This is a genomic window from Angustibacter luteus (assembly GCF_039541115.1).
Classification (GTDB): domain Bacteria; phylum Actinomycetota; class Actinomycetes; order Actinomycetales; family Angustibacteraceae; genus Angustibacter; species Angustibacter luteus.
Genome location: NZ_BAABFP010000005.1, coordinates 824862 through 848934, shown reverse-complemented (window position 1 = coordinate 848934; position 24073 = coordinate 824862). Strand labels below are relative to the sequence as shown.

Annotated in this window: 23 protein-coding genes and 2 pseudogenes; 12 read left to right on the top strand and 13 right to left on the bottom strand. The window is 69.2% G+C overall.

Going from position 1 to position 24073, the window contains the following annotated elements; translation table 11 throughout:
- Positions 1-40: 40 nt before the first annotated feature.
- Positions 41-862, bottom strand: coding sequence for a retropepsin-like aspartic protease (locus ABEB17_RS13220; RefSeq protein ID WP_345717151.1), 822 nt, complete (start codon positions 860-862; stop codon positions 41-43).
- A 149-nt stretch (positions 863-1011) separates the two neighbouring features.
- Here ABEB17_RS13220 and ABEB17_RS13215 point away from each other — a divergent pair, with 149 nt between their 5' ends.
- Positions 1012-1443 (top strand): DUF6188 family protein, encoded by a 432-nt coding sequence (locus ABEB17_RS13215; RefSeq protein ID WP_345717150.1) that lies wholly within the window; start codon positions 1012-1014, stop codon positions 1441-1443.
- Between the two features lie 48 nt (positions 1444-1491).
- On the opposite strand, the gene ABEB17_RS13210 is transcribed toward ABEB17_RS13215, so the two are convergent.
- On the bottom strand, positions 1492-1770 hold the full coding sequence (locus ABEB17_RS13210; RefSeq protein WP_345717149.1) for a hypothetical protein: 279 nt from the start codon (positions 1768-1770) through the stop codon (positions 1492-1494).
- Between the two features lie 131 nt (positions 1771-1901).
- Positions 1902-2402, bottom strand: coding sequence for a HEAT repeat domain-containing protein (locus tag ABEB17_RS13205; protein WP_345717148.1), 501 nt, complete (start codon positions 2400-2402; stop codon positions 1902-1904).
- 236 nt (positions 2403-2638) lie between these two features.
- Here ABEB17_RS13205 and ABEB17_RS13200 point away from each other — a divergent pair, with 236 nt between their 5' ends.
- Positions 2639-3571, top strand: coding sequence for a DUF1254 domain-containing protein (locus ABEB17_RS13200; protein ID WP_345717356.1), 933 nt, complete (start codon positions 2639-2641; stop codon positions 3569-3571).
- 183 nt (positions 3572-3754) lie between these two features.
- On the opposite strand, the gene ABEB17_RS13195 is transcribed toward ABEB17_RS13200, so the two are convergent.
- Positions 3755-4957, bottom strand: a complete 1203-nt coding sequence (locus ABEB17_RS13195; protein WP_345717147.1) for a flavin-containing monooxygenase — start codon at positions 4955-4957, stop codon at positions 3755-3757.
- Positions 4958-5338: 381 nt separating this feature from the next.
- On the opposite strand from ABEB17_RS13195, the gene ABEB17_RS13190 reads away from it, so the two are divergent.
- Both ABEB17_RS13190 and ABEB17_RS13185 read left to right on the top strand, forming a co-directional pair.
- Complete coding sequence (locus ABEB17_RS13190) at positions 5339-6238, top strand: ABC transporter ATP-binding protein (RefSeq protein ID WP_345717146.1); 900 nt, start codon at positions 5339-5341, stop codon at positions 6236-6238.
- Entirely contained in the window at positions 6235-7044 is an 810-nt protein-coding gene (locus ABEB17_RS13185; RefSeq protein WP_345717145.1) for an ABC-2 transporter permease, read from the top strand. The genes ABEB17_RS13190 and ABEB17_RS13185 overlap by 4 nt, the downstream gene beginning before the upstream one ends.
- A gap of 297 nt (positions 7045-7341) precedes the next feature.
- Here the strand turns inward: ABEB17_RS13185 and ABEB17_RS13180 are convergent, their stop codons facing one another.
- From ABEB17_RS13180 to ABEB17_RS13170, 3 genes are all read right to left on the bottom strand, one after another.
- Entirely contained in the window at positions 7342-8220 is an 879-nt protein-coding gene (locus ABEB17_RS13180; RefSeq protein ID WP_345717144.1) for an aldo/keto reductase, read from the bottom strand.
- A 116-nt stretch (positions 8221-8336) separates the two neighbouring features.
- The gene (locus ABEB17_RS13175) at positions 8337-9026 is read right to left on the bottom strand and encodes an HAD family hydrolase (protein ID WP_345717143.1); all 690 of its coding nucleotides are present in this window, start codon (positions 9024-9026) and stop codon (positions 8337-8339) included.
- Between the two features lie 15 nt (positions 9027-9041).
- Entirely contained in the window at positions 9042-9488 is a 447-nt protein-coding gene (locus ABEB17_RS13170; RefSeq protein WP_345717142.1) for a GNAT family N-acetyltransferase, read from the bottom strand.
- 331 nt (positions 9489-9819) lie between these two features.
- On the opposite strand from ABEB17_RS13170, the gene ABEB17_RS13165 reads away from it, so the two are divergent.
- The gene (locus ABEB17_RS13165) at positions 9820-10344 is read left to right on the top strand and encodes a pyridoxamine 5'-phosphate oxidase family protein (RefSeq protein WP_345717141.1); all 525 of its coding nucleotides are present in this window, start codon (positions 9820-9822) and stop codon (positions 10342-10344) included.
- A gap of 64 nt (positions 10345-10408) precedes the next feature.
- Here the strand turns inward: ABEB17_RS13165 and ABEB17_RS13160 are convergent, their stop codons facing one another.
- Positions 10409-11584, bottom strand: a complete 1176-nt coding sequence (locus ABEB17_RS13160; protein WP_345717140.1) for a VOC family protein — start codon at positions 11582-11584, stop codon at positions 10409-10411.
- Between the two features lie 139 nt (positions 11585-11723).
- Here ABEB17_RS13160 and ABEB17_RS13155 point away from each other — a divergent pair, with 139 nt between their 5' ends.
- Positions 11724-12119: an SHOCT domain-containing protein gene (locus tag ABEB17_RS13155; RefSeq protein WP_345717139.1), complete on the top strand. Its 396-nt coding sequence runs from the start codon at positions 11724-11726 to the stop codon at positions 12117-12119.
- A gap of 36 nt (positions 12120-12155) precedes the next feature.
- On the opposite strand, the gene ABEB17_RS13150 is transcribed toward ABEB17_RS13155, so the two are convergent.
- The gene (locus tag ABEB17_RS13150) at positions 12156-13658 is read right to left on the bottom strand and encodes an MFS transporter (protein ID WP_378226952.1); all 1503 of its coding nucleotides are present in this window, start codon (positions 13656-13658) and stop codon (positions 12156-12158) included.
- A gap of 181 nt (positions 13659-13839) precedes the next feature.
- On the opposite strand from ABEB17_RS13150, the gene ABEB17_RS13145 reads away from it, so the two are divergent.
- The 4 genes from ABEB17_RS13145 (at position 13840) to ABEB17_RS13130 (ending at position 19105) form a co-directional block, all read left to right on the top strand.
- Positions 13840-15258, top strand: a complete 1419-nt coding sequence (locus ABEB17_RS13145) for an anaerobic C4-dicarboxylate transporter (protein ID WP_345717137.1) — start codon at positions 13840-13842, stop codon at positions 15256-15258.
- A gap of 14 nt (positions 15259-15272) precedes the next feature.
- Positions 15273-16619 carry a M20/M25/M40 family metallo-hydrolase gene (locus ABEB17_RS13140; protein WP_345717136.1) on the top strand — a complete coding sequence of 449 codons (1347 nt, stop codon included), beginning with the start codon at positions 15273-15275 and terminating at the stop codon, positions 16617-16619.
- 489 nt (positions 16620-17108) lie between these two features.
- A complete protein-coding gene (locus tag ABEB17_RS13135; protein WP_345717355.1) occupies positions 17109-18587 on the top strand; it encodes a DHA2 family efflux MFS transporter permease subunit in 1479 nt (492 codons plus the stop codon).
- 56 nt (positions 18588-18643) lie between these two features.
- Complete coding sequence (locus ABEB17_RS13130; RefSeq protein WP_345717135.1) at positions 18644-19105, top strand: DUF6221 family protein; 462 nt, start codon at positions 18644-18646, stop codon at positions 19103-19105.
- Here the strand turns inward: ABEB17_RS13130 and ABEB17_RS13125 are convergent.
- Positions 19081-20418: a glycosyltransferase 87 family protein gene (locus ABEB17_RS13125; RefSeq protein ID WP_345717134.1), complete on the bottom strand. Its 1338-nt coding sequence runs from the start codon at positions 20416-20418 to the stop codon at positions 19081-19083. The genes ABEB17_RS13130 and ABEB17_RS13125 overlap by 25 nt on opposite strands.
- 134 nt (positions 20419-20552) lie before the next feature.
- On the opposite strand from ABEB17_RS13125, the gene ABEB17_RS13120 reads away from it, so the two are divergent.
- Positions 20553-21683 (top strand): molybdopterin-dependent oxidoreductase, encoded by a 1131-nt coding sequence (locus tag ABEB17_RS13120; protein WP_345717133.1) that lies wholly within the window; start codon positions 20553-20555, stop codon positions 21681-21683.
- Positions 21680-22159: a hypothetical protein gene (locus ABEB17_RS13115; RefSeq protein WP_345717132.1), complete on the top strand. Its 480-nt coding sequence runs from the start codon at positions 21680-21682 to the stop codon at positions 22157-22159. The genes ABEB17_RS13120 and ABEB17_RS13115 overlap by 4 nt, the downstream gene beginning before the upstream one ends.
- Here ABEB17_RS13115 and ABEB17_RS13110 read toward each other — a convergent pair.
- From ABEB17_RS13110 to ABEB17_RS13100, 3 genes and pseudogenes are all read right to left on the bottom strand, one after another.
- Positions 22074-22577: pseudogene (locus ABEB17_RS13110) on the bottom strand (methyltransferase domain-containing protein); the annotation flags it as partial. The gene ABEB17_RS13115 and the pseudogene ABEB17_RS13110 overlap by 86 nt on opposite strands.
- 165 nt (positions 22578-22742) lie before the next feature.
- A pseudogene (locus ABEB17_RS13105) lies at positions 22743-23351 on the bottom strand (TIGR04282 family arsenosugar biosynthesis glycosyltransferase); the annotation flags it as partial.
- Positions 23348-24004: a glycosyltransferase family 2 protein gene (locus tag ABEB17_RS13100; protein WP_345717354.1), complete on the bottom strand. Its 657-nt coding sequence runs from the start codon at positions 24002-24004 to the stop codon at positions 23348-23350. The gene ABEB17_RS13100 and the pseudogene ABEB17_RS13105, both read right to left, overlap by 4 nt.
- Between the last annotated feature and the right edge of the window lie 69 nt (positions 24005-24073).

Genomic DNA, 24073 nt, shown 5'->3' with positions numbered 1-24073 from the left:
TCACTCTCATGCCGATGTGCGCGCGGATGGTCGTGCGCTTCTAGGGCGCTGTTGTGGTTCGCGGAGAGAGGATGAGGCGGGCCCCGACTGCATCGAGGGTGACGCGGTAGCGCTCAAGGTAGTCGGTGCCAATGAGTCCGTCGTGAATGATTTCCTGGAACTGCACTCGCGGTTCGGGCTGAGCGGTCTCGGGTGCGCCCTTGAGGTGGACTTGGCCGGCGATCGTGCTCCAGTGTCGTGTCCATTCATGCCCCGTCTCGTCAACGCCCGTCGTCGTGGTGACCGATGCGTGCGCAAGATCCACTCCGCACTCGTCCAGGTACTGCACGTCGAGGATGGTGTTCTGGGAACCGGTGTCGACCTCGACCTCGATCTCCCGTCCGCTGGGCAGGATCAGGACAGCGAAGGGGGTCAGGGCAGGGCCCTCCGCGCGCATCTGGAGTGGAATGACATAGCCCTGCTCATCCAATCCGGCCACGGGGCGCACGGTCAGGCTCATCGCGTCGGGGTCGGTCGTAACGGCGTTTCCCGCAAAGAACCGCGGGCTCAAGATTCCGGCGAACCCAGTCGGACCATCGACCGGACCGAGGTCTGCGACGACGGCACGATGCCCGTGGATCGAGTAGTCGCCAAGCCTGAGCTCCGGGAGTTGCACGATCGGGAGTGTGAGCTCCTGCCCGGACATGCGGCGGCCGGTGAAGGTCTCTCCCGTAAGGCGTACATCGGAACGGGCGGCGATCTGGGGCGAGACAACGGTGACGCCGATGCCGGAGTCGACCAAGAACCGATGCTTCTCGCCAGCCAGTGCCACGGGGACGCGGACCATGTGGCCGACACGGTCAAACGCGGTGGTCGAGGTCATGACGGCATCATCTCGGAGGCACCGCTGCCTACCGAGCAGAAGGGTGACGACACGCGGTGTGAACGCACTCATCTGCCGCGGATGGCGTGCGGTCGTGGGGGTCGCGTCAGTGGTCGTGTGAGGCCACGTCCGGTGTCACACTCGCGGCCATGGGAAGTGAGGTCGAGCAGGAACTTGATGACAGGTGGTGGCTCGGCCTTCGCAAGCGTGCGTTGGAGTCGGTTGACGTCCACGAGTTTGTGGTCGTGCTGAACTTCGCGGGAGGGTCCGTATTGTCGATTGAGGCCGCCGCGACGGTACGGGCGGTCTCCGCACCGGGCACTGAGACTGCTGTGGTGACGCGCATGGCGGACGGCACGGTCTGGACATCCGAGGTCTTGATGTCCCTGGTCGGGCAGCAGCTCCTGGTGAGCGTGGGATTCAAGGATGGTGCGCTACGACTTGTGTTCGAGTCAGGACTGATGCTCGACGTTCCTCACGACGAGCAGTACGAAGCCTGGCAGTTGACCGGGGTCTCCGGACGCAGGTGGGTTTCCCTTCCCGGCGGTGGACCCGCGACCTTCCCCGGAGGACCTTCGTAGCGCCCTTTCATGCCTCGGATCGTGCGCGGTCATGCCGATCCGAGTGACCTACGCGTCCCCAGACCACATGTTCTCGAACTCGTCAGATGAAATGGCCCAATCGGACCAGTCCTCGCGCTCGTCGAGCTGCGCTTGCCCGAGCCGGCCGTACTCGTCCTCCAGATGGTCAGGGCCGTAGCGAAGCGTGGGACCGCTGTCGTAGACCTCAATCTGACGCGACGGCCATCCTTCCTTCGTGACCTCGAAGAAGTACGTCGCCGCGCCCCATGAGTCGAAGCCGTCGCCACGGGTCTCGTCCCAGCGTCGCTTGAACCAGCGGATCTGCACGCGCGAAGGATGTCACGCGGAGCGTCCGGATCTGCCGCGTTGAGGGCGGCTACGCTCGCCCGGATCTGCCGCGTGGGGTGTGGTCACGTCCTCACCGGCCCGCGGCGTTCATCGCCCGCTGTGAGGTGCGATCAAGCTCCCAGTTCGCGACTCCACAACTCCGTGACGGCCTCGGCATACACCTGAGCGAGCATGTGCAGTGAGTCGACAGCCGTGTCTGCCACGCGGGGGTGCGGATCGGTCAGTCGTTCCAGGATGACCGGGAGGCTCGACAACTGCCGTAGTAAGCCCAGCTCCCTGACGATCCACAGCCGGGTTCCCGCCCGCACGTGCCCGGCGAGCTGCTCCAGTCGATGCGCGAACTCCTGTGAGCCGCTGTCCTCGGGGTAAGCCCTCTCAGGTCCGTGGCGGATGTGCGGCATCATGCCATTCAGGTCCCAGTCGGCAGCATGCTCGAAAACACGGACGGCAGCTTCCCGCCAACCGGCGTCTCCCGCCGCGTCGGCCGCCTGGATCAACCGTTCCGCGTCCCGCCAGACCTCGTCATCGTCCCAACGAGGGTCATCCTCATCGGGGAGGGGCTCCCACGTGGACAACGCCGCAAGCAGCTCAGCTTCGTTCGCCCAACGCACGCGAGCAGAGTAGTGGCCCACGAACGAGCAGCACGGCAGAACTCCAAGAGGCGTCGACCTGTGCTCTGGCCGGATTGAGCCCAGCGAAAGGGACAACTACAACAACGGGACCTGCGGCCGATCGCCGCACGGTCGTGCCGATGAGCGGACGGCGGCATCTGCTGGGTGATGACCCCCGGCTGGTTTCACCCGGTGGGGGTGAATTGGCCGTGACGGCGGTCAGTAGTGTCGACGATATGACGCAGATCAAGGTCAACGCTGACAACTTCAAGCGGGCCGAGACCCACCGGATGATGGCTGGCCTGCAGCGCGACGCCGGCGGGGTGAACGTGTTCTCGCACAACCGCGAGCCCGCGGAGATCGACAAGCAGACCGTGATCCGGATGAACCGTGACACGCTCTACAGCTTCGCAGTCGTCGACATCTCACAGGGCGCCACCCTCACCGTCCCGGACTCCGGTGAGCGGTACCTGTCGGTGATGATCGTCAACGAGGACCACTACATCAACAAGGTCTTTCACGACGCCGGTCGCTACGAACTCACCGTCGAAGAGTTCGACACCCCCTATGTCGTCGTCGCCGCCCGCACGCTCGTCGATCCCACCAACCCCAACGATCTCGCCGCCGTGGCCGCCGTCCAGGACGGGTTCGCGTTGCAGGCCACGTCAGGTCGGACGTTCGAACTGCCCGACTACGACACCGAGAGCCTCGACCGCACCCGCAACGCGCTGCTCGCTCTGGCCTCCGACCTGAGTGCGTTCTCGGAGATGTTCGGCCGCCGCGAGCACGTCGATGCTGTGCACCACCTCATCGGCTCGGCTGCCGGGTGGGGCGGCCTACCGGACGCCGAAGCGACATACGTGGGTGTCTTCCCGAACCTCCCGGTTGGCGAGTACGACCTGACCGTCGGCGACGTTCCCGTCGACGGTTTCTGGTCGATCTCGGTCTACAACGCCGAAGGGTTCTTCGAACCCAACGAGCAGGGGGCGTACAGCGTGAACAACATCACCGCCGCCCGCAACAACGACGGCAGCGTCACGGTGCGCTTCGGCGGCGAGGGTAACAACGCCCTGCCCATCACTGACGGCTGGAACTACATCGTCCGCCTCTATCGCCCGCGCCCAGAGATCCTGACCGGCGACTGGACCTTCCCCGCCCTCGGCGCATAGAGCCGGGTCCGATCGCCCGGATCTGCCGCGTTGAGGGCGGCTACGCTCGCCCGGATCTGCCGCGATGAGGGCGTGCGTCATGTAGCCGCATGCACCCGGCAGGTCCCGCTGCTGGCGCTGTGCCTCGTCCCTTCGGGGGCACTTCCATCTGACTCCCAAGCGGCTGGACGAGCGGACCGCCGGTCAGCGGTCGAGCTCGTGGACCACTCCGTGGACGATGTCTTGGGCATCGCGGGAGAACCCGTGGAAGATGCCGGAGCATCGCCGGGTCAGCCAGGGGAATCCCACGTACCAGAGGCCGGGCCAGGGGGCTGCGCAGCCGTCGTGCTCGAGTCGGCCGTCTGGACCGAACAGGGGAAGATTGACCCAGGACAGGTCACCCGTGAAACCGGTGCTCCAGATCAGCGTGGTCACGTCCGCTGAGTGCAGATCGAGGACGGCCGCGCCGGGATCTGGCACCGGACCGCCCGGCCGGTCCGCCGTTGCAGGGTCGGGCGCCACGATGTCGTGTTCCTCGATGTGGTGGTCGATCAGGGACCTGAGCCTGGCCCAAGCGTCGTCAGCCTGGGCCGCGTACGCCGAAGGGGAACCTTCGAATCCGATCGTCTCGCCGTCGGCCGAGGCGAAGCGGCCTACCAGCCGCACGCCGAGACCGGACAAGATGCGCAGGTCGAGGCTGCGTCCCCCTGCCAGCAGTGGGACGGTCAGTGCCGTATCGGTCGGGTGGGGCAGGTCCTGCGGGCGCTGATCCCAGAAGCCGCAGTCGACCAGCCAGGCAAGCGACTCACGTCCTCGGTAGAGCCACGGGATGCGGCCCACCCGGCTCGTGGACAGATAGACCGTGCGTCCGGCCAGGGCCAGGTCCTCGGCGATCTGGCACCCGGACTGTCCTCCTCCCACGACGAGCACCGCGCCATCAGGCAGCTGGCTGGGAGATCGATAGTCAGAGGCGTGCAGCTGATGCACCCGTGGCGCAACGAGCCCCGCTTGGGCAGGCCTTCGAGGCACGTTCAGCAGGCCAGAGGCCAAGACCAAGGTCGGGGCGGACAGGGTTCCATCCGGCGTGGAGACCAGGAAGCCCGGGGGAATGCTGTCCACCGCCGTCACCGCCGTGCGAGGACGAACCGGGAGAGCCTGCGCCTGCTCGGTCAACAGCTGGACGACTTCGTCCCGCGGGCATGTCGTCCCCAGGCCCGGCCCTGCGCGAAGCCCGTCGTTCATCGAGTCAGGCGTGTTCAGCGTGAAGCTGTCCCACCGCTGGCGCCGCCAGGTATCGGCCACGTCGTGCCGTTCAAGGACCAGATGCTCGACGCCAACCTCCGACAGAGCCCGGCTCACCGCCAGACCCGCCGCCCCGGCCCCCACCACCACACACTGGGTGTCCACGGCCCCAGGATCCCCCGTGGGGGCGTGCCCGCGCGAGGCCTACGTTCCCTCATCCTTCACGCGATCAATCGAACGGGCATCGCTGTCAACGATGGCCACTCGGCAGACGCCAAGGCTGACAGGGCAACCGGGACGCACGACCGGCCGCGATCAACAAGATCTGCCGGGATCCGGGCCTGCGTCACTCCGCCGCGAAGCGCTGCATGGACGAGGCCGGGTCCGCCAGGGCCTCAGATGCATCTGCCGACAGGTCACCACGACCTGTCGCTCCTGGGCGGACAGGAGTCAGGGGTGACCCCGAACACGCGTCAGGGTCCGGTCAGGGGCGGGTGGGGTCTCAGCCCCGATGCGCGCGACCGGTCGGTCGGCGACGCTGGACGCATGATCAAAGTGACTGAGCTGTCCAGGTTGTACGGAGGTCTGCGGGCCGTCGACGACGTCACCTTCTCGGCCCGACCGGGCCGGGTCACCGGCTTCCTCGGCCCCAACGGCGCCGGCAAGTCGACCACCATGCGGGTGATGGTCGGGCTCACGCCGCCCAGCGCCGGGCAGGCCACGGTGCTGGGCCGGCGGTACGCCGACCTGCCGAACCCGGGCCTCGAGGTCGGTGTCCTCCTCGACGCGTCGGCACAGCACGCCGGCCGTACTGGCCGGGAGACACTGCGCATCGCGGCTCGCACGATGGGCCTTCCACTGTCGCGAGTGGACGAGATGCTCGACACCGTCAGCCTGACCGAGACCGAGGCGGGCCGCCGGGTTCGTCACTACTCGCTCGGGATGCGCCAGCGACTCGGGATCGCGACCGCACTGATCGGCGACCCTGAGGTGTTGATCCTCGACGAGCCCGCCAACGGGCTGGACCCGGCGGGCATCCGCTGGATGCGTGAGCTGCTGCGTGGGTTCGCGAACCGTGGCGGCACCGTGCTGCTCTCCTCGCACCTGCTGCACGAGATCGAGGTCATCGCCGACGACCTGGTGGTCATCGGCAACGGCAGGATCGTGGCGCAGGGCACCAAGGACGAGCTGCTCGCCTCCGCCGGCACGATCGTCCGAGCCGGGGCGGTCGCCGATCTCGGCAGCGCCCTGGCCGCGTCCGGGATCAAGGTCGTCCCGATGGGCGACGACGGCTTCCGCGCCGACGCCGACCCCGACGAGGTCGGCAAGGCCGCCCACGCTGCCGGCGTACCCCTGCGCGAGCTGCGGACCGCCGACGGCGCCGGGCTCGAGGAGATGTTCCTCGAGCTCACCGCAGACACATCCCGAGAAGGAGCAGCAGCATGACCACCTTGACCGCAGCACCCACCGTGGGCCGGGTCCGCCCGACCCGGCCGGTCCCGGCCAAGATCCCGTTCACCCGGGTGCTCTGGGTCGAGCTCACCAAGATGTTCGACACCCGATCAGGGTTCTGGCTGGTCGCCAGCATCGGGATCAGCGCCGTCCTGGCCACCGGCGCGGTCATCGTGTTCGCGCCGACAAACGAGCTGACCTACGACTCGTTCGGAGCGGCGATCGGCTTCCCGATGGTGGTGATCCTGCCGATCATCGCGATCCTCTCGGTGACCAGCGAGTGGAGCCAGCGCAGCGGTCTGACGACGTTCACGCTCGTCCCGAACCGGTCCCGTGTGATCATGGCCAAGATGATCAACTCGATCGTCCTGGGTGCGGCGTCCATCGTGGTCGCGCTCGGCATCGGGGCCATCGGCAATATCGTCGGCTCCGCGATCGCCGGGGTGGACACGGTCTGGGACATCTCCTTGAACCAGGCCTTGTCGATCATTCTCGCGAATGTGCTCGGGCTGCTGATCGGCTTCATGCTCGGGTTGCTCATCCGGAACTCGGCCGGCGCAGTCGTGGCCTACTTCGTCTACGGCTTCGTGCTGGCCGGGCTGACCGGCCTGCTGGCGACGAGCCAGCAGTGGTTCGCCGACATCCAGCCGTGGGTGGACTTCAACTACGCCCAGGGATTCCTGTTCGATGGCAACCTGACCGGCGAGCAGTGGGCCAACGTAGGCGTGTCGGGCCTGCTCTGGATCGTCCTCCCACTCACCGTCGGCCTGTTCCTCGTCCGGCGGTCCGAGGTCAAGTAGCCGCCCGACCATCGAGTGACGCGGAAACGTCGTCTGCCACCTGTGGGACGACGGTTCCGCGTCACTCGACGCGCTTGGCTCAGGGGGAGGCAGTGCCCTCGACGTAGTCGGAGTCGTGGCCCTCGAAACAGGCCACGGACGAACGTCGGGTCCGCCGATCGACACGAAGTTCAGTACAAGCCGGCGTTCGACAGCTGCGTCATACCGCCGCGACCGGGCGCTGACTCGCCTCGCAGGTACGTCAGGCGATTCGGCCCGGTGTCGTCGCGAGGGGCGCCGGCTGCGTGGAGCTGCTGCTCACGCTTCTGGGATGGGTCGGCCGAAGTTCTCCAGCGTGATGTCGGATGGCTCGGGGCCGCCGCGCCGGTCGGTGTCGAGGGCGTCGATGGCGCCAAGCTCGTCGGCCGTGAGGTCGAAGTCGAAGACGTCGAAGTTCTCGGCGATGCGGTGGAGCTTGGTGGACTTGGGGATGACCGAGCGACCTTGCTGGAGGTGCCAGCGGAGCATCACCTGGGCGGGCGTCTTGCCGTGCGTCGCGGCGATCTCACCGATGCGGGGGTTCTCCAGGGTGCTGCCGTGGCTGCCGTCGCGGTAGAAGGTGATGCCACCGATGGGCGACCACGCCTGGGTGAGGATGCCGTGCTCGGCGCCGAACGCCTGGACCTCGCGCTGCTGGAAGTAGGGGTGGACCTCGAGCTGGTTCACCGCTGGGACGACCTTCGCCTTCTCGAGCAGGGCGGTGAGGTGGTCGGCCATGAAGTTGCTGACCCCGATCGCGCGGACCTTGCCGTCTGCGAGCAGTGTCTCCAGCGCCCGGTACGCCTCGAGGGTCTTGTCGAAGTCGGAGGGCAGTGCTTGGTGCAGGATCAGCAGGTCGATCTGGTCGACGCCGAGCTTGGCGGCGCTCTTGTCGAAGCCGTGGAGGGTCTGCCCGTAGCCGTAGTCGCTGATCCAGATCTTGGTCTCGATGAAGACCTCGTCGCGAGCAACGCCGGACTTGTGGATGGCTTCGCCGACCTGACGCTCGTTGCCGTATGCCGCTGCCGTGTCGATGTGGCGATAGCCCGTCTGGAGCGCCGCCTCCACGGCGGCTCGCGTCTCCTCCGGTGGGGTCTGGAAGACGCCGAGGCCGATCGGCGGCATCTCGACGCCGTTGTTCAGCTTGAGCATGGTCATCCTCTCGACTGTGGGTCGGGGCCCAACTCGATTGTGGCAGTGCGCGGGGCATCCGCCAGGGGGTGGTCAATGATCCTTGGAGCAGGACCGTTCGCTCGGAATGTGACTGGCCGCGCTCATGTCCCAAGGCACTGGTGCAGCTCCTGCACGTCGGCAAAGCACGGCGCATCGAGCGGGCCGTTCTCAGACCCGATGTAGATGGGATGCATCCCCGCCGCGTCTGCAGCGGCGACATCGAACTCGTGCGAATCCCCGACGTAGACGCACTCGGCAGGGCTGACACCGAACCCCTCGGCGGCGGCAACCATGATGCGGGGATCCGGTTTGAAGTAGCCGACCTCAACCGCCACCACCACAACCTCGACCCACCGGTCGAGTCCCGTCGCCACGATGCGGGCACGCTGCGCAGCGGCGTCGTAGGCATTCGTCACGATGCCCAGCCGGTAGGACAAGGCCAAATGCGCGAACAGGGCCTCAGCACCCCGCACTGGTCGTGTCTCAGCCAGCAGCGCAGCGCGGTAGGTGTCGACCGCCTGATCGGTGCGATTGGCCCGGTCGTAGCGGTTGCACAGAGCGGCGACACGGGACTGATCGAGACCTCGACTGACGTCGCCAGCTGCCCACGTCCGATAGAACGCGGTTCGTGCCGTCACCGATGCAGCATGGAACTCGTCGGCAGGTACGTCGGCGAAGTAGCGGAGCCGAAGTGTCTCGACAGCGGCCCGGTCAGCGGTGTCGTAGTCAGTCAACGTTCCGTCGAAATCGAACAGCCACGCTGTCGCTGAGTGGTGGTGCTCTGTGAGCATGCCGGTCCTACCCAGTCACGGGTGGCGCAGAAAGTCGTGGGTGTCGTTCTGGTCGACCTGCTCGAACCCCTCGCGCAGGTACAGCCGCCGGGCGTCCGCATTGACCCGGTGGACCTGCATGAGGACGCCCTTGCCCTGGGTGTGAGCGCGCTCAACGGTCCACGAGAGGACGGCGGTGCCGATCCCACGGCCCTGATGCCTCGGGTCGACCTCGACCAGCTCAATCCACACGTCACCGTCGCGGTCGCCCAAGTACACCGAGGCGACCGGTACGCCCTCGTGCTCAAACAGGAAGACGTCGAACTCATCGAGCAGCGGCGTGAAGAAGGCGCGCTGCTGTCCGTCCTCCCATGGACCGTACGCGCGCTCCACGAGATCGCGATGGGCCGCGTCGTGCAGCTGGAAGAGCCACTCGTGGTCGCTCGGCGTGCAGGGACGGGGAGCGGGGCGGGTCGCGCTCATTGCAGGCACCTACGTCGTCGTCGGTCAGAAGGATCGGCCAGGACATCATCGGTCAACGCGCCCCACGTATCAGCGCCGGGGCGGCGTGGAGCCTGGTCCCGCCGGGCAGCTCCTCTGCGCTTGTCCGGGCTTGAACAGGGTCATGGGGCCCCCGGGCGACTGCACCGACAGGGTCACCAAACAGAACGGTCCGCCAGCGCCGACACGGAACGGCGCGCGTTCTGATGCACAGGAGCGAGGCGGTCATGGGCGATGACTTCGCCGGTCCCGGCGGGTCTGACCTCTGTCGAACCATCGTGTAACGGTGTCCGCGGAGAATGGAGGGACGGCTGTGGAGATCATCAACCTGGGCGAGGCCGAGGGGTTGCCGCCGGTCAGCTGGGGTGCGGTTGCCGACAAGCTCACCGCGCGGGCGGCGCCGGCTCGAGACGCGCACAACGCGCGAACGACCTGGCTGAGCACGCTCAACGAGGACGGCAGCCCGCACGTGACTGCGGTCGGGGCCATGTGGCTGGACGACGCATTCTGGTTCCAGACGGGTTCGGGCACGCGCAAGGGCCGCAACGTCACGCGCGATCCGCGATGCTCGATCGCCTTGTCGATCCCCGAGGGAGACGTCGTGGTCGAAGGTGACGCCGCCCAGGTGACGGAACCGGGCGTGCTGGCGCGCATCGCGCAGGCGTGGGCGGACGATGGCTGGCCGGCGGAGCTGGACAAGAGCGAGACCGGCATCACCGCCCCTTTCAATGCACCCTCCCAGGGACCACCGCCGTGGAACGTGTATCGCATCGAGCCACGCTCTGCGACGGTCGTGCTGGCAACGGAGCCAGGAGGTCTGACCCGCTTCAGGTTCTGAGGCGCTCGAGTCAGGTGAGAGCCTGCACCCCGCGGACACCGCGCGGGCCGACGGCAGCGCGAGGTCAGGCCCCGCTGACGACCACCAGCTCGTTTCCTTCAGGATCGGCGATCCGCCAGCGACCCGCCGACTCGTCAAGGAGCCGGCCACCGGCTGCGACCGCCGTGGCGAGGCGCGCCTGCGCCACGTCCGACGGCACCGCGAGCTCGGCGTGGATGCGGTTGCGCTGCCGACGCCGCTCGGTCTCGGACGCGTCGATCTCCTGGAACACCAGCACCGGGTTCAACCGCCGCGGGTCGTAGATGTCGCTGACCCCGGCTCGCCGATCCTGGGCGTATCCGAGTGCGGCGATCCAGAACGCGCGCACCGCGTCGACGTCGGCAGCGTCGAAGAAGAGCTGAGCGAAGCGCGGCAGCCCCGGATCGGCGGTGGCTCCGAGCTCGCGGGCAGCGGCTTGGAGACGTCCCGCGAGGTCGGTGAAGTCGAGCTCGAGGCCATGCGCGTCGTCGTCCGCCTGGTCCTTGCCGCTGTCGAAGATCACGAGCCCGGGCCGCAGGTCGACCAGCAGCGGGAAGCCAGCGTCATCTGCCAGTGCCGCTGCCGCGGCGGCCAGCTCACGCTGCTGCGTGGGCGAGGTGATGCGGTAGCACGCCATCGCGCTGAACACCGCCTGCCAGTCGGCGGTCCCGACACTCTCGCCGAGTGCCGCGCCGGGGACCAGGTCGACCTCGTTGCCGTCGGGGTCGCTGTGACAGACCCCGTACGGTCCTGATGCCTCACCCGGACTCGCCTGCTCGACCGCCGCAGCCGGTCGCACGACGTCGAGGTGGAGGCGGTTTCGCAACGGCCGGGGCTCGGTCGACTGCCGGACACGAATCGCGGGGTCGCGACGCAACCGGTCCGTCAACCCGCCGTCCTCCCCGGGCGCGTAGTCGAGCACGCCCTGCCAGAACTGCCGCACCCCAAGCGGGTTGGCGGATTCGACCACGACGCTGAGGGACTGCAGCACGGCCGGGTTGGGGGGCAGCCCGAGAACCCGCGCGGCTGCCGAGACTGCATCGGCGTACTCGTCCGAGTCGAGGCGCACCCGGACGCCGGTCGCCCGCAGGTCGACCACGATGTCGGCCGACAGCTCCACGACGCGCCCGGCCAAGGCGGCGCCTTCGCTCAGCGAGGACGCGTCGAACCACGTCGTGGTCACACCGTCAACTACCCGCCAGCCCGTTCCGCTCTCGGTCATGCCCGGCACTGTAGAGCCCCCCCCGCAGGTAGGTCTCGACACGCCACCACGTCTTGCGTGATCTGGCCGGGCTGTGCTGGGACGCTGTGCAGGCGACGCTCATTGGACGCCGCCTGGTCCAACTCAAAGAGGAATGACCATGGACGCAATGACGACGAGTTTCGGCGAGGTCCTGCTGTGGAGCTTCTGGTTCTTCATCTGGATCGCGGCGCTGATGGTGTGGTTCCGCTGCCTGTGGGACCTGTTCGGCGACCAGTCCCTCAGCGGCTGGGGCAAGGCGGGCTGGGTCATCCTGCTCGTCTTCGTGCCGTGGTTCGGCGCACTGATCTACCTGATCGCCCGCGGCAGGAGCATGAGTGAGCGGCAGGCGGCGGCCGCCGCGCAGCAGCGGTCGGAGCAGGAGAAGTACATCAAGCACGTGGCGAGCTCGTCCCAGGGACCGACCGAGCAGATCGCCAGCGCCAAGGCGCTGCTCGACGCCGGGACCATCACGCAGGCCGAGTTCGACGCCTTGAAGGCCAAGGCGCTCGCCTGACCTCAGGCGCTCGACGTAGGTCGGGTGCCGTGCCCTCTACTCGGTGGGTGAGGCCGTCGCCGTGGTCGGCAGCGTGTGCGTGTGCGCTGCCGCCGCGGCCGCGGAGTCGCCCAGGCTGCCGCGCGCGGCGCGGTGGCGTCCGATGACGACGGCCATCAGCACACCGACGAAGCTGAAGGCGGCCATCACCCAGGACGCGGTCGCCAGTCCCGAGGCGAGAGCGTCGGCGGGTGGGTTGCCTTCGGCCGTGCGGTCGGCGATGACCGAGCTGAAGATGCTGGCCGCCAACGCGGTTGCCACAGCAGCGCCGACGTAACGGGCCATGTTCGATACCCCCGAAGCGGACCCGACCTGGTTCGCGGGGACGCAGGCGGTGGACGCGGACGACGCCGGCCCGTTGGACAAGCCCATCCCCACCGCGACCGCGACCAGCGGCAGCAAGAACGCGGCGTACTTCCATGACGAGTCCACCAGGCCAAGCGCGGCGAACCCGACCGTGGTGACCAGGAAGCCCACGCCGATGACCTGACGGCCGCCGAGCTTCGCAGCGAGGCGGGGGATCAGTGGTGCCACCACGACGAGGCCGACGGTGGCTGGCAGGGTGCCCAGACCCGCCTCGAGCGGGCTGAAGTCCAAGGTGGAGGGGTCCTGGAAGTACAGGCTGAGCAGGTACATCAGCGCGTTGATCGTGCCGGCGCCGATGAGGATGGCGATGGTCGAGCCGACCAGGATCCGGTTGCGCAGCAGCGCAAGGTCGAGCAGCGGGACGGACACGCGCTTCTCCACGGCGACGAACGCGAACCCCGACGCGATGGAGACGGCCAGGCATCCCAGCGTGGCTGCCGAGAACCAGCCCCAGTCGCTGCCCTTGCTCAGCGCGAGGATGAGTGGTGCCAACGTCAGCGCGACGAGAACGGTGCCCGCGTAGTCGATCGAGCGAGACCGCTGCGGGTCCCGCGACTCCGAGACGGTTACCGCCGTCAGGACGATGCAGGCGATCGCGATCCCGGCGTCAACCCAGAACAGCCCCTGCCAGCCGGTCAGGTCCACCAGGAGGCCGCCGAGCAGGGGGCCAGCCGCGGCGCCCACAGCGGCGGCGGCGCCCCAGAGAGAGACCGCGCGAAGCTGCGCCTGTCCGCTGTTGGCGACGGAGAGAAGGCTGAGCCCGCAGGCCAGGATGGTGGCGCCCGCCGCGCCCTGGATCAGTCGGCCGGCGATCACCCCGCCGCCGGTGGTCGACAGGGCGATGAGGATGCAGGACGCCACGAACAGCAACAGTCCGAGCTGGAACACGCGTCTGCGCCCGAAGACGTCGCCCAGGGAGCCCGAGGTCACGATCACCGCGGCACCGACGAGTGAGTACCCCGTCACGGCCCATTGCAGGGTCGAGACGTCCATGCCGGTGTCCTCGCTGATGGCGGGCAGCAGGATGCTCACGGCGGACGTGTTGGCGTTCACCACGAACGTGGACAGGCACGTCGCGGCGAGAACCCCGCTGGCGCGTCCCGCGCCCGCCGTCGCCCCACTCACCTGAGCCATCCCACCAGTCGATCCGTTCTCTCAGCCGCGCCACGAACCAGGGAAATCGCGGTCAGCCTACGCGTCGCGTCAACGGTTCTCGCGATGTTGATCTTGGTGGGCCCAGCCTCTTGATTTCACCTTTGGATGAGATCACAGTGGGGCTGCGGGTTTCCTGCGACAAGCGTTGGGACGGCACCGCATGGATAACTTCGTCGTTGCTCTCGAAGGTCTTGTTGTCCTCGCCGCGATCTTCCTCGGCGTGCGGATGGGGGGCATCGGTCTCGGCCTGTGGGGCGTCGCCGGCACGGCCGTGCTGGTCTTCGGTTTCCAGATGGACCCCGGAACCCCACCGGTTGACGCGTTCTTCATCATCATCGCGGTCATCACCGCGTCGTCGGCCATGCAGGCAGCCGGTGGCATCGACTGGCTGGTGTCCATCGCCTCCCGGATCATCCGGGCCAACCCGAAGCGGATCACGCTCGTCGCGCCGCTGGTCTCCTTCGTCTTCACTGTCGGAGCCGGCACGTCGAACATCTACTTCGCGCTCATCCCCGTCATCAACGAAACGGCCTACCGCAACGGCATCCGGCCCGAGCGCCCGCTGGCATCCTCGACCGTGACCTCGGCCCTCGGCATCACCGCCAGCCCGGTGTCGGCGGCGATGGCGGCCTACCTGACGCTCCTGCCGGACGACTTCACGCTGACCGACATCCTGATGATCACCATCCCCGCCTCCATCGTGGCCTGCATCGTCACCTCGCTGGTGCAGCAACGGATCGGCGCCGAGCTCAAGGACGACCCCGAGTACCTTCGGCTGGTCGCCGCGGGTGAGGTCGAGGTGCCGGAGGAGGTCATGGCGGGGCTGCCCGCCGAGACCCAGTCCGCGGCGCGGGCGGCCGCGGCGCGCACGTCAGTGGGTTCGGTTGCAACAGCCGAGCCGCCTAGCGCTGAAGAGACCGCCGAAGCCGCGGCCCACGGGCGGACCAGTGCGCTGATCTTTCTGGCCGGTGTCGCCTTCATCGTCATCATGGGCCTGTTCGAGGACCTTCGGCCAACCGTGGGAACGGGCGAGGACGCCGGGCCGCTGAGCATGACGGTCGTCATCGAGCTCGCGATGTTCACCGTCGCGTTGATCATCCTGCTGGTCGGGAAGATCGCACCGGCCAAGGTACTCGAGCAGCCGCTCCTCTCGGCCGGGATCGTGGCGGCGATCGCCCTGTTCGGCATCGCGTGGATGGCCGACACCTTCATCGCGGGAAACCCGCAGATCATCGACTGGATGGGGTCGGTGGTGAAGGATCACCCGCTGTTCCTCGCGGTCGCGCTGTTCCTGGTCTGCGGCCTGACCACCAGCCAGTCCGCCACCACCCGCACGCTCGTCCCGATCGCACTGGCCGCCGGCATGTCACCGGCGATCATCACGGCGATGTGGCCGTCCCTGGTCGGCGTCTGGTTGTTCCCCGCCAACGGTTCGCAGATCGCCGCGGTGGCCATCGACAAGACCGGGACGACGAAGCTGAGCCAGGTACCGGTCTGGCACTCCTTCACCATCCCAATGCTGGTCTCTTGGGTGAGCGTGGTCGCAGTCGGCCTGGCCATCGCGGCTGTTGTGAAGTGATCTGAGGGGGAGACATGGACATCCAGGAAGCCAGGGCTCGTACCGCTGACCTGATGCCAGAAGTGATGGCAGACCTCATGTCCTTGGTCGGGGTGCCGTCCGTCGCCTTCCCCGGTTACCCGCCCGAGCCGGTGGAGGAGATGGCCCAGCGCACGCTCGAGCTGTTCCGGGGCGCGGGATTCGCCAACGCCCAGCTGATGGATGTCCCCGACGGGTACCGGCCCGTGTACGGCGAGATCGCTGGTCCGCCTGGCTCGCCGGTCGTCATGCTGTACGCGCACTACGACGTCCAGCCGGCGCCGATGGCGCAGGGCTGGACGAGCGACCCGTGGACGCCGACCCGCAAGGACGACGGGCGGATCTACGGCCGCGGGGTCGCCGACGACAAGGGCGGTCTGGCCATGCACCTCGGGATGCTCCGCGCCTTCGACGGAAAGCCGCCCTGCACCGTCCGGCTGATCGTCGAGGGGATGGAGGAGACCAACAGCAACCTCGAGGAGTTCGTCGAGAGCCACCCCGAGCTGTTCGACGTCGACCTGTTCGTCATCGCCGACATGGGGAACCTGCGCGTCGGTGAACCGGTGCTGACCACGACGCTGCGTGGTGATGTCGCCTGCGTCGTGACGGTGCGAACCCTCGAGCACCCGTTGCACTCCGGGGTGTTCGGCGGCGCGGCTCCGGACGCCATGATGTCGCTGGCCCGCCTGCTGGCCAGCCTGCAGGACGACGACGGCAACGTCGCCGTCGAGGGCGTCTCACGGTTCAGCTGGGACGGCGTCGACATGTCCTCGCAGGAGTTCGCGGACAGTGCGGACCTCCTGGAGGGTGTGCAGGTGACTGGCCAGCGGTCGATCGCCGACACCCTGTGGGCGGAGCCTTCCGTGTCGGCCATCGGGGTGGACATGACGTCGATCGCGGGCTCCTCGAACGTGCTCGTTCCCGAGGCCAAGGCGAAGATCTCGATGCGCATCGTGCCGGGTGCGGACCCGGTGGCCGAACTGGACGCGCTGGTCCGTCACCTGGAGTCCCACGCGCCGTGGGGGGCGCAGGTCTCGATCGAACGCACCAAGGAGGCGCCGCCGTTCCGTTGTGCCACCGACGGTCCGGGCTACGCAGCGGCCCGGGCTGCGCTGGCCGACGCCTACGGCAAGCCGGTCGGCGAGGCCGGTTCGGGCGGCTCCATCCCGCTGCTCAAGACGCTGCAGGGGGTCGCGCCCCGAGCCGAGTTCATCCTGTGGGGGCCCGAGGACGTCGCGGGTGCACGTATCCATGCCTCCGACGAGAGCGTCGACCCGGCCGAGATCGAGGCGATGACCATCGCGCAGATCCTGCTCCTCGATCGGCTTGCGCAGAGGATCTAGCTCTCCCACCGCGCGGGCTCCGGGCGGCCCTGCGAAACACCGGCGGTATGACACGTCGGCTGGCGGACCCCGGCTGGTGGACGTCCACGACGAGACGCATCCTGCCCTGGTGGCTCCACTCGCGGACGCCGAAGCGGGAGCTGATGCAGGGGCCGAGGCTGGGGACGACCGCCGGCCGTGCTGCGCTCGTCCAGGCGGCCCCGAAGTGGGCCTGACCGGGTGGCGCGGGGCGGGTGACGGTCAGTTCCAGCAACGAGGCGTTGCCCCACGTACGAGAGGCTCGGTCTCGCGTCGTCATATCAGTTGCCGCAGGCCCCAGCGGACCGATGAAAGATGACGGTGGCAGGAGTCCTATCGGTATTCCGTCGAGATATCCCATCGTGGCCTGTCGGTGCCACGCGCTAGCCTTGATTCGAAGGTTTTCAGAGAAGCTGCCATCGCCTGCCGGACCGTGAAGAGGTGCCCGTGACTTCGCCAGCTGGGACCACCATGGAGTACCCCGAGAAGATCGACGGCGCCGTGCTCAAAGTAGCCGGGGTCGTCGTCCTCGGCGCGATCATGTCGATCATCGACATCACGGTCGTGAACGTCGCGCTGCGCACGTTCCAGACCGAGTTCGCCAAGAACGGTCAGCCGCTGGCCTACTCCGCGGTCGCCTGGACCGTCACCGCCTACACGCTGGCTCTGGCCACGGTCATCCCGCTGTCGGGCTGGGCCGCCGACCGGTTCGGCACCAAGCGGCTGTACATGCTCGCGATCACTCTCTTCACGCTCGGTTCGATCCTGTGTGCGACCGCGTCCTCGATCGAGATGCTGATCGGGTTCCGCGTGCTGCAGGGGCTTGGTGGCGGCATGCTCATGCCGGTCGGCATGACGATCATGACGCGGGCGGCCGGTCCGGCGCGGATGGGTCGCCTGATGGCGATCCTCGGGGTGCCGATGCTGCTGGGCCCAATCTTCGGGCCCATCCTCGGCGGCTGGCTGATCGACCACTTCAGCTGGCACTGGATCTTCCTGATCAACGTGCCGATCGGGATCGTCGCGCTGGTCTACTCCTGGATCGCCCTTGAGCGCGACAACCCGGTCCCGTCCGAGACGTTCGACTTCGTCGGCATGCTGATGATGAGCCCGGGGCTCGCGCTCTTCCTGTACGGGATCTCGTCCATCCCTGGCGCCGGCGGCATCGGGCACGCCAAGGTGCTGCTTCCCGGCCTGATCGGGTTGGCGCTGATGGTGGCGTTCGTGTTCTACAGCTTCAAGCCCAAGCACCCGCTGCTGGACCTGCGGCTCTTCAAGAACCGCAACCTCAGCGTGTCGCTGATCACCATGTTCATCTTCGCGGCGGCCTTCTTCGGTGGGCTGCTGCTCGTCCCGCAGTTCCTCCAGCAGGTGCAGGGCGAGTCCCCGTTGAGCGCCGGCTGGCTGGTCGCTCCCCAGGGCATCGGCGCCATGGTCACCATGCCCATCGCCGGTGCGCTCACCGACCGGTACCCGGTGGGTCGGATCGTGCCCTTCGGGCTGGTCGCCATCATCATCGGGATGTTCAGCCTCACCCAGATCACGGCGGACTCCTCGCACTGGGGCTTCCTGATCCCCGTGCTGTTCCTCATGGGCCTGGGTATGGGCGCCACGATGATGCCGATCATGACGTCGGCGTTGAAGACGTTGAAGCACCACGAGGTCGCTCGCGGCTCGACGCTGCTCAACATCAACCAGCAGATCTCCAGCTCGGTCGGCGTCGCGATCTTCTCCGTGGTGCTGACCAACGCCTTGATCGACAACGTCCCCGCCTCGCCGGCCTTGGCGCCGGAGGCGGCCGCCGCAGCGTTCTCGCACACCTTCTGGGTGGCGGCGTGGTTGGTGACGCTCACCCTGATCCCGGCGTACTTCCTGCCCCGCAAGCGGGAGGAGTCGAAGCTGCTGGAGGACGTGGACGGCGCGCCCGTGCCCTCGGTGCCGCTGCACTGAGGTCGCAGCGAGCGATCTAACGAGGGATGAAGCGGCGCGACGAAGCGGAGGGGCACGTGAGCGGCACCGAGGTACCGGACGACCCTCGTGGTGACCTGGTCGCGTTCATCCGATCAGCGATCGCGGACGCCGTACGGATCGCGGACCAGCTGGGTGGCGAGGCGGGCCGCGCCGGGGACGCCGAGCAGTTCGTCGGGCAGGAGCTGCCGTTCCTCTCGTCGGTGATGGCGGGCAGCAGGGCCGTCACCGCGACCATGTTCGGCGACGCACCGGCCGGTAGCGCGCAACCGACCTGGCAGGACGTGCGCGACCGGATCCTGCAGCTCGCTCGGGCTCATGGCGCACTGCTGGACCTGCATCCACACCGGCGCGCGCCCGACGATGGTGGACCGTCGTCCGTCACCTGGGTCTGCCAGCTGTGCGCGCCAACCGGCACGCGGCCCTGGTGCGACACCGTGCGGGCCCTCGGGCTGGCCTACAGCTCCAACCCCGATTACCGCCCCGAGTGGGGTTTCTGACGCCTGGCCGGCTGCAGGGCGGCCAGGCGAGGGGACCAGCGAGCCACCTCGCGGCGCGCGGGAGCCCACCCCGCCGCCACCACCAGGGCGGCGACGCCATAGCCGATGACCCGCGTGCCGAAGTACGCGTGGCCCAGCGGTGCCGCCGCGTACACGAGGTACATCGCGGCCGCCACCACCAGCCAGACAGGTCGGGCGCCCAGCGCCACGAGGGGAACCAGGAGCAGCGCGTACCAGGGGTACGGCGGTTCGAGCAGGATGAACGCCACGCCGACCATGGTGGCGCCGTGCACCCAGGGCCTCGGCGGGAGACCGGCCACGTCGTCCCGGGCGGTCTGCCGCCAGACGAGCAGGGCGGTGACCGCCAGCAGGACGCAGCCGACCGGTCGCACGACGACGTCCGGCAGCAGGGGCTTCAGCAGGTCGAACTGCTGGTGGGACTCCTCACCGAGATAGCCGCCCAGGAAACCGGTGACCCCGGTCCCCAGAACGAGGACGTGCGGCAGGTAGACCAACGCCACGGCGAGGACGGCCGCGGCGCCGACGCGGACGGCGCGGCGTGGCGGCACGGCGACCACGAGGAGCGCCGGCAGCAGCTTGGTCGCGATCGCGAGGCCCAGCACCGCCCCGGCACCGACCCAGCGCCGGCCGGCCAACAGCCCCAGGGCGACCACGACGAGCAACGAGGCGACCACGTCGACGTGCCCGTTGCCGCCGGTCTCGATGACCACTGTCGGACACCAGGCCCACCAGGCAACCCGACGCGGGTCCCCGCCGACCCGGCGTAGCACCAGGACGATCGCGACCGACGTCGCGACGGCCAGGACGGCGGCGCCGACCTGCAGCCCGCGGCCCTGACCATGCCCTCCGGTGAGCACGTGGACGAGCCAGAACCATCCCTGCGCCACGGGTGGGTAGATGGTGCGTTCGGTCGGGTGGTTCAACCGCGGGGTCACCCCGTCCGGGAACAGCCACGCGTCCCGCAGCCGGGCCAGCTGCGGCGCGCCGGGCGGGTAGCGGTACGGGTCGATCCCGGCCGCCTGCACCCGCCCGTCCCAGGCGTAGCGCAGGTAGTCATCCCCGTTCAGCGGGCGCACCCGCAGGGCGATCACCTGCAGCAGCGCGCCGCCCAGCAGGGACAGCCGCAGGCACGTGCTGACCGCCACCCGCTGCAGCTCGACGGCCGCCAAGGCGTAGGCCACGAACATCAAGCCGATGAGCACGAGCGGCGCGAGGGCGTGGCCCCGCTCGCTGCCCGCCTGCTCCAGCACGAGCAGGGCGGCGACGGCGAGGCCACCGGCTACGGCGAGCATGGGGGAGCGGCGTCGGGGCACTCCCTCAGACTTCCAGCCGGACGCCGGTCCGCCGGGTCTTGAGTGGCCGACGTCGCCATTCCGTAAGGTGCCGACACCTCGTCGCAGCGCCGGGTGATGCCTACCGTCGAGGCGTGAGGATTCCCCAGCCACCGCAGGTGTCCAGTCCTCGCCGCGACGCCCGGGTGACCGCCCGGGTCGGCCGGGCGCTGGGCATCGCGGTGGGCGTCTGCTTCGTCACCGGGATGATCAGCCACCTGCACCAGCATCCGGTCGGCTGGCTGCCGCTGCCGCCGAACCCGACGTGGGGCTACCAGGTCACCCAGGGCGCTCACGTCGCGTTCGGGATCGCCTGCGTGCCTCTCGTGCTGGTCAAGCTGTTCAGCGTCTACCCGCTGCTGCTCCAGTGGCCCCCCGTGAGCGGGCTCAAGCACGCGCTCGAGCGGCTCTCGGTCGCAGTCCTGGTGTCCTGCATGCTGTTCGAGGTCACCACCGGGATACTCAACACCGTCCAGTGGTACCCGTGGTCGTTCTTCTTCCCGGCGGCGCACTACGCCGTCGCGTGGGCGCTCGTCGGGTCGATCCTGCTGCACCTCGCGGTCAAGGCCGACGTCATCGCGGCCGCGCTGCGGACCAGTCTTGACGACGCCCGAGCCACGCCGGACGACCCTGTCGGCCTCAGTCGTCGTGGCCTGCTGCTCGCCACGACGGGGGCGGTGGGAGCAGTCACCCTGGTGACCATCGGGCAGACGCTGCCCGGCCTGGGACGCCTCGCCCTGCTGGCACCACGCCGCCCGGACGTCGGACCGCAGGGCCTGCCGGTCAACCGGACAGCGACGGCGGCCGGTGTCCGAGACCTGGCCGTCGCCGACTCGTGGCGGCTGGAGGTCACCGGCACGAACCCGTTGCGGCTCAGCCGGTCCGACCTGTCCGCCATGGCCCAGCACGAGGTCGCGCTGCCGATCGCCTGCGTCGAGGGATGGAGCTCCACCGGGCGGTGGGGTGGGGTGCGCCTGCGGGACGTCCTCGCCCTCGCCGGTGTCGATCCGTCCGCCGATGTCACCGTCCGATCGCTCGAACCGCACGGGATCTACCGGTCATCGCACCTGACGCCGGCGCAGGCCGATCATCCGGACACGCTGCTGGCCCTGCGGCTCAACGGATCCGACCTGGCGCTCGATCACGGCTACCCGCTGCGGCTCATCGCGCCGAACCGGCCGGGTGTGCTGCAGACGAAGTGGCTCATGCGGATCGAGGCCTCATGAGTCGCTGGCGGGTCCTGCTCGGCGTCCTGGGGGTCGCCGCAATGGGCTGGGCCGCCTGGCTGGTGCTGTCCGGCGGGGTCGTCACCCCGCCGGTCGCGGTGGCGATCTGGCTCGCGGCCGTCGTCATCGCCCACGACCTGGTGCTGGCCCCTGCAGTCGTGGCGCTGGGCTGGCTGGCGACGCGGGTCGTCCCGGCCCGCGCCCGAGCCGCGGTGACGGTGGCCTTCCTGGTCTGCGGCTCCGTGATCGTCATGTCGGCGCCCTTGTGGCTGGGTCAGCTGCTCGGTCGGCTGCCCACCGCGAACCCGTCCGTGGACCCGTGGGACTACCGGCGCAACATCCTGCTGGTCACGGCGGCGCTGTGCCTGCTCGTCGTCGGGGGAGCGTTCGTCAGCGAAGTGGCTCGGCGCCGTCGGGCGTCAGGCGAAACGCCAGGAAGAGCCGACCCGCTGCCTCCCAACGCTCCTCGAGGCTGAACCCGAGCCGCTCGGCGCGGCCCACCGCGGCCGAGCCGCCGATCCGCGCCCAGTCGAAGGTCTCGCTCGCCACGGCTCCGTCGGCGGTGTGCAGGCACAGCTGCACGCGCTCGTCGACCTCGGCGGGCTCGGGCTCGACCAGGAGCAGACCGCCGGGCCGCAGGAGCTCGCGCACGCGTCGCAGCAACCGGTCGGGATCGGCGCCGATGCCGAGGTTGCCGTCCGCCAGCAGGACGGTGTCCCAGCGACCTTCGCCGGGCAGCGTGTCGAAGACGGACCGCCGCAGCGCGAGGGCGCCGGCGGCGGCGGTGCGGTCCACCGACCCGCGGGCGATGTCCACTCCGAGCACCGGGCGGCCGAGGCCCGCGATGGCGGCCGCCATCCGCCCCGGGCCGCAACCGACGTCCAGGATCACGCCCTCGCAGCGCTCCAGGAGCGCGAGGTCGACCGGGTCGGCCGCTGCTGTCCACCGCGCGATGTCGAACGGCGGTGGCTGCCCGTCCAGGGCGACGAGCCGCAGGGACTGGCCCGCGCGGACGGCGTCGTCGTACAGGTGCTCGACCGGGAAGTCACTGCCGCGTGGCCCCGCCACCCGGCCCAGCGCGGCCGCGAATCGTGATCCCGGCGCCAGGGCGGCGACGTGCCGGGCGTCCGCCATGGTGTCCACGTCCCGCAGGACCGGCAGGTCCTGCACGGACAGTCCCGCCTCGACCAGCCGAGCCCGCTGCCGTCGTCCGGTCTGGTTGGTGCTCATCGGCACCCCGAGGAACACCGACGGCCGGGGCCGTCCCAGCCCGATGCCCCAGAAGCCCCCGTCCTCGCACTGGCCGATGGCGGCCCCTGCGGCGGACAGGTCGACGTCCAGCAGCTCCGCGGTGACCTGCGGGGTGTCCATGCCGATCAGGAACGCGGGCCCGTCCACCCCTGCGAAGGCGCCGGCCAGCCGGCGGTCGAGGCCTCCGCTGACCTGTGGCACGACCTGGAAGCCCTCGGGAACCCAGGCTCCCGGTTCACCGTCGAGCACGAGCACTCGTCGCCGGGCGGCGCTGGAGGCGACCACCGCGAGCGTGTCGGCCAGCGCGGCAGCGGCCAGCTCCGCCGCTTCGACGGCGCTGACCGCGGGGGTCAGCCGGGTCTTGACGCGTCCCGGTACCGGCGCCTTGGCCAGCACCAGCAGGGTCAGCCGGCTCATCGCACCCAGCCCTGGTAGGCCAGGACCGCGGACATGTCGGCGACCGCACGCAGCGTGCCCCGGGCCGTCCCGGTCACCTTCGAGCGACCCAGCCTGGGGGAGTAGGCGATCGGTGCCTCACGGACCCGCCACCCGGCCCGGGCCGCGCGCAGCACGGTCTCGAGCGGGTAGCCGGATCTCCGGTCACGCACACCGAGCGCCAGGAGGTCCTCGCGCCGGGCCACCCGCACCGGTCCGAGGTCGTGCAGCCGGTGGCGGGCGGCCAGGCTCATCGGCAGGCTCAGCGCGGCGTTGGCCAGCCGAGCGTGTGCCGGCCAGGCCCCGGGCGCCGCGACCCGCCGTCCGACCAGCAGGTCGGCGCGGCCGTCCGACAGCCACTGCGCGAGGGCGAGGACGTCGTGCAGGTCCACCGAGGCATCCGCGTCGCAGAACGCGACGACGTCCGACGTCGCCGCCAGCAGTCCGCGATGACAGGCCGCGCCGTAGCCCCGTCGCGGCTCGAGCACCACCCGCGCCCCCAGCGCGCGGGCGAGCTCGGGCGAACCGTCCGTCGATCCGTTGTCCACGACGATCGGACGAAGCCCCGCCGGCACCGCACCGAGCACCTTCGCCAGGGCCGGCGCCTCGTCGAGGCACGGCAGCACCACATCCACCTGCATGCCTCGACGCTAGGGGCCGGTCCGGGCGGACGGCCGCGTCCATCGCCTTACGGAATCCTTGCG

What these genes read in the sequence shown, in the direction of transcription:
- ABEB17_RS13220 (WP_345717151.1), bottom strand. Translation starts at nt 862, where the DNA reads ATGACCTCGACCACCGCGTTTGACCGTGTCGGCCACATGGTCCGCGTC.
- ABEB17_RS13215 (WP_345717150.1), top strand. Translation starts at nt 1,012, where the DNA reads ATGGGAAGTGAGGTCGAGCAGGAACTTGATGACAGGTGGTGGCTCGGC.
- ABEB17_RS13200 (WP_345717356.1), top strand. Translation starts at nt 2,639, where the DNA reads ATGACGCAGATCAAGGTCAACGCTGACAACTTCAAGCGGGCCGAGACC.
- ABEB17_RS13190 (WP_345717146.1), top strand. Translation starts at nt 5,339, where the DNA reads ATGATCAAAGTGACTGAGCTGTCCAGGTTGTACGGAGGTCTGCGGGCC.
- ABEB17_RS13185 (WP_345717145.1), top strand. Translation starts at nt 6,235, where the DNA reads ATGACCACCTTGACCGCAGCACCCACCGTGGGCCGGGTCCGCCCGACC.
- ABEB17_RS13180 (WP_345717144.1), bottom strand. Translation starts at nt 8,220, where the DNA reads ATGACCATGCTCAAGCTGAACAACGGCGTCGAGATGCCGCCGATCGGC.
- ABEB17_RS13175 (WP_345717143.1), bottom strand. Translation starts at nt 9,026, where the DNA reads ATGCTCACAGAGCACCACCACTCAGCGACAGCGTGGCTGTTCGATTTC.
- ABEB17_RS13170 (WP_345717142.1), bottom strand. Translation starts at nt 9,488, where the DNA reads ATGAGCGCGACCCGCCCCGCTCCCCGTCCCTGCACGCCGAGCGACCAC.
- ABEB17_RS13160 (WP_345717140.1), bottom strand. Translation starts at nt 11,584, where the DNA reads ATGACCGAGAGCGGAACGGGCTGGCGGGTAGTTGACGGTGTGACCACG.
- ABEB17_RS13155 (WP_345717139.1), top strand. Translation starts at nt 11,724, where the DNA reads ATGGACGCAATGACGACGAGTTTCGGCGAGGTCCTGCTGTGGAGCTTC.
- ABEB17_RS13150 (WP_378226952.1), bottom strand. Translation starts at nt 13,658, where the DNA reads ATGGCTCAGGTGAGTGGGGCGACGGCGGGCGCGGGACGCGCCAGCGGG.
- ABEB17_RS13145 (WP_345717137.1), top strand. Translation starts at nt 13,840, where the DNA reads ATGGATAACTTCGTCGTTGCTCTCGAAGGTCTTGTTGTCCTCGCCGCG.
- ABEB17_RS13140 (WP_345717136.1), top strand. Translation starts at nt 15,273, where the DNA reads ATGGACATCCAGGAAGCCAGGGCTCGTACCGCTGACCTGATGCCAGAA.
- ABEB17_RS13135 (WP_345717355.1), top strand. Translation starts at nt 17,109, where the DNA reads ATGGAGTACCCCGAGAAGATCGACGGCGCCGTGCTCAAAGTAGCCGGG.
- ABEB17_RS13125 (WP_345717134.1), bottom strand. Translation starts at nt 20,418, where the DNA reads ATGCTCGCCGTAGCCGGTGGCCTCGCCGTCGCCGCCCTGCTCGTGCTG.
- ABEB17_RS13115 (WP_345717132.1), top strand. Translation starts at nt 21,680, where the DNA reads ATGAGTCGCTGGCGGGTCCTGCTCGGCGTCCTGGGGGTCGCCGCAATG.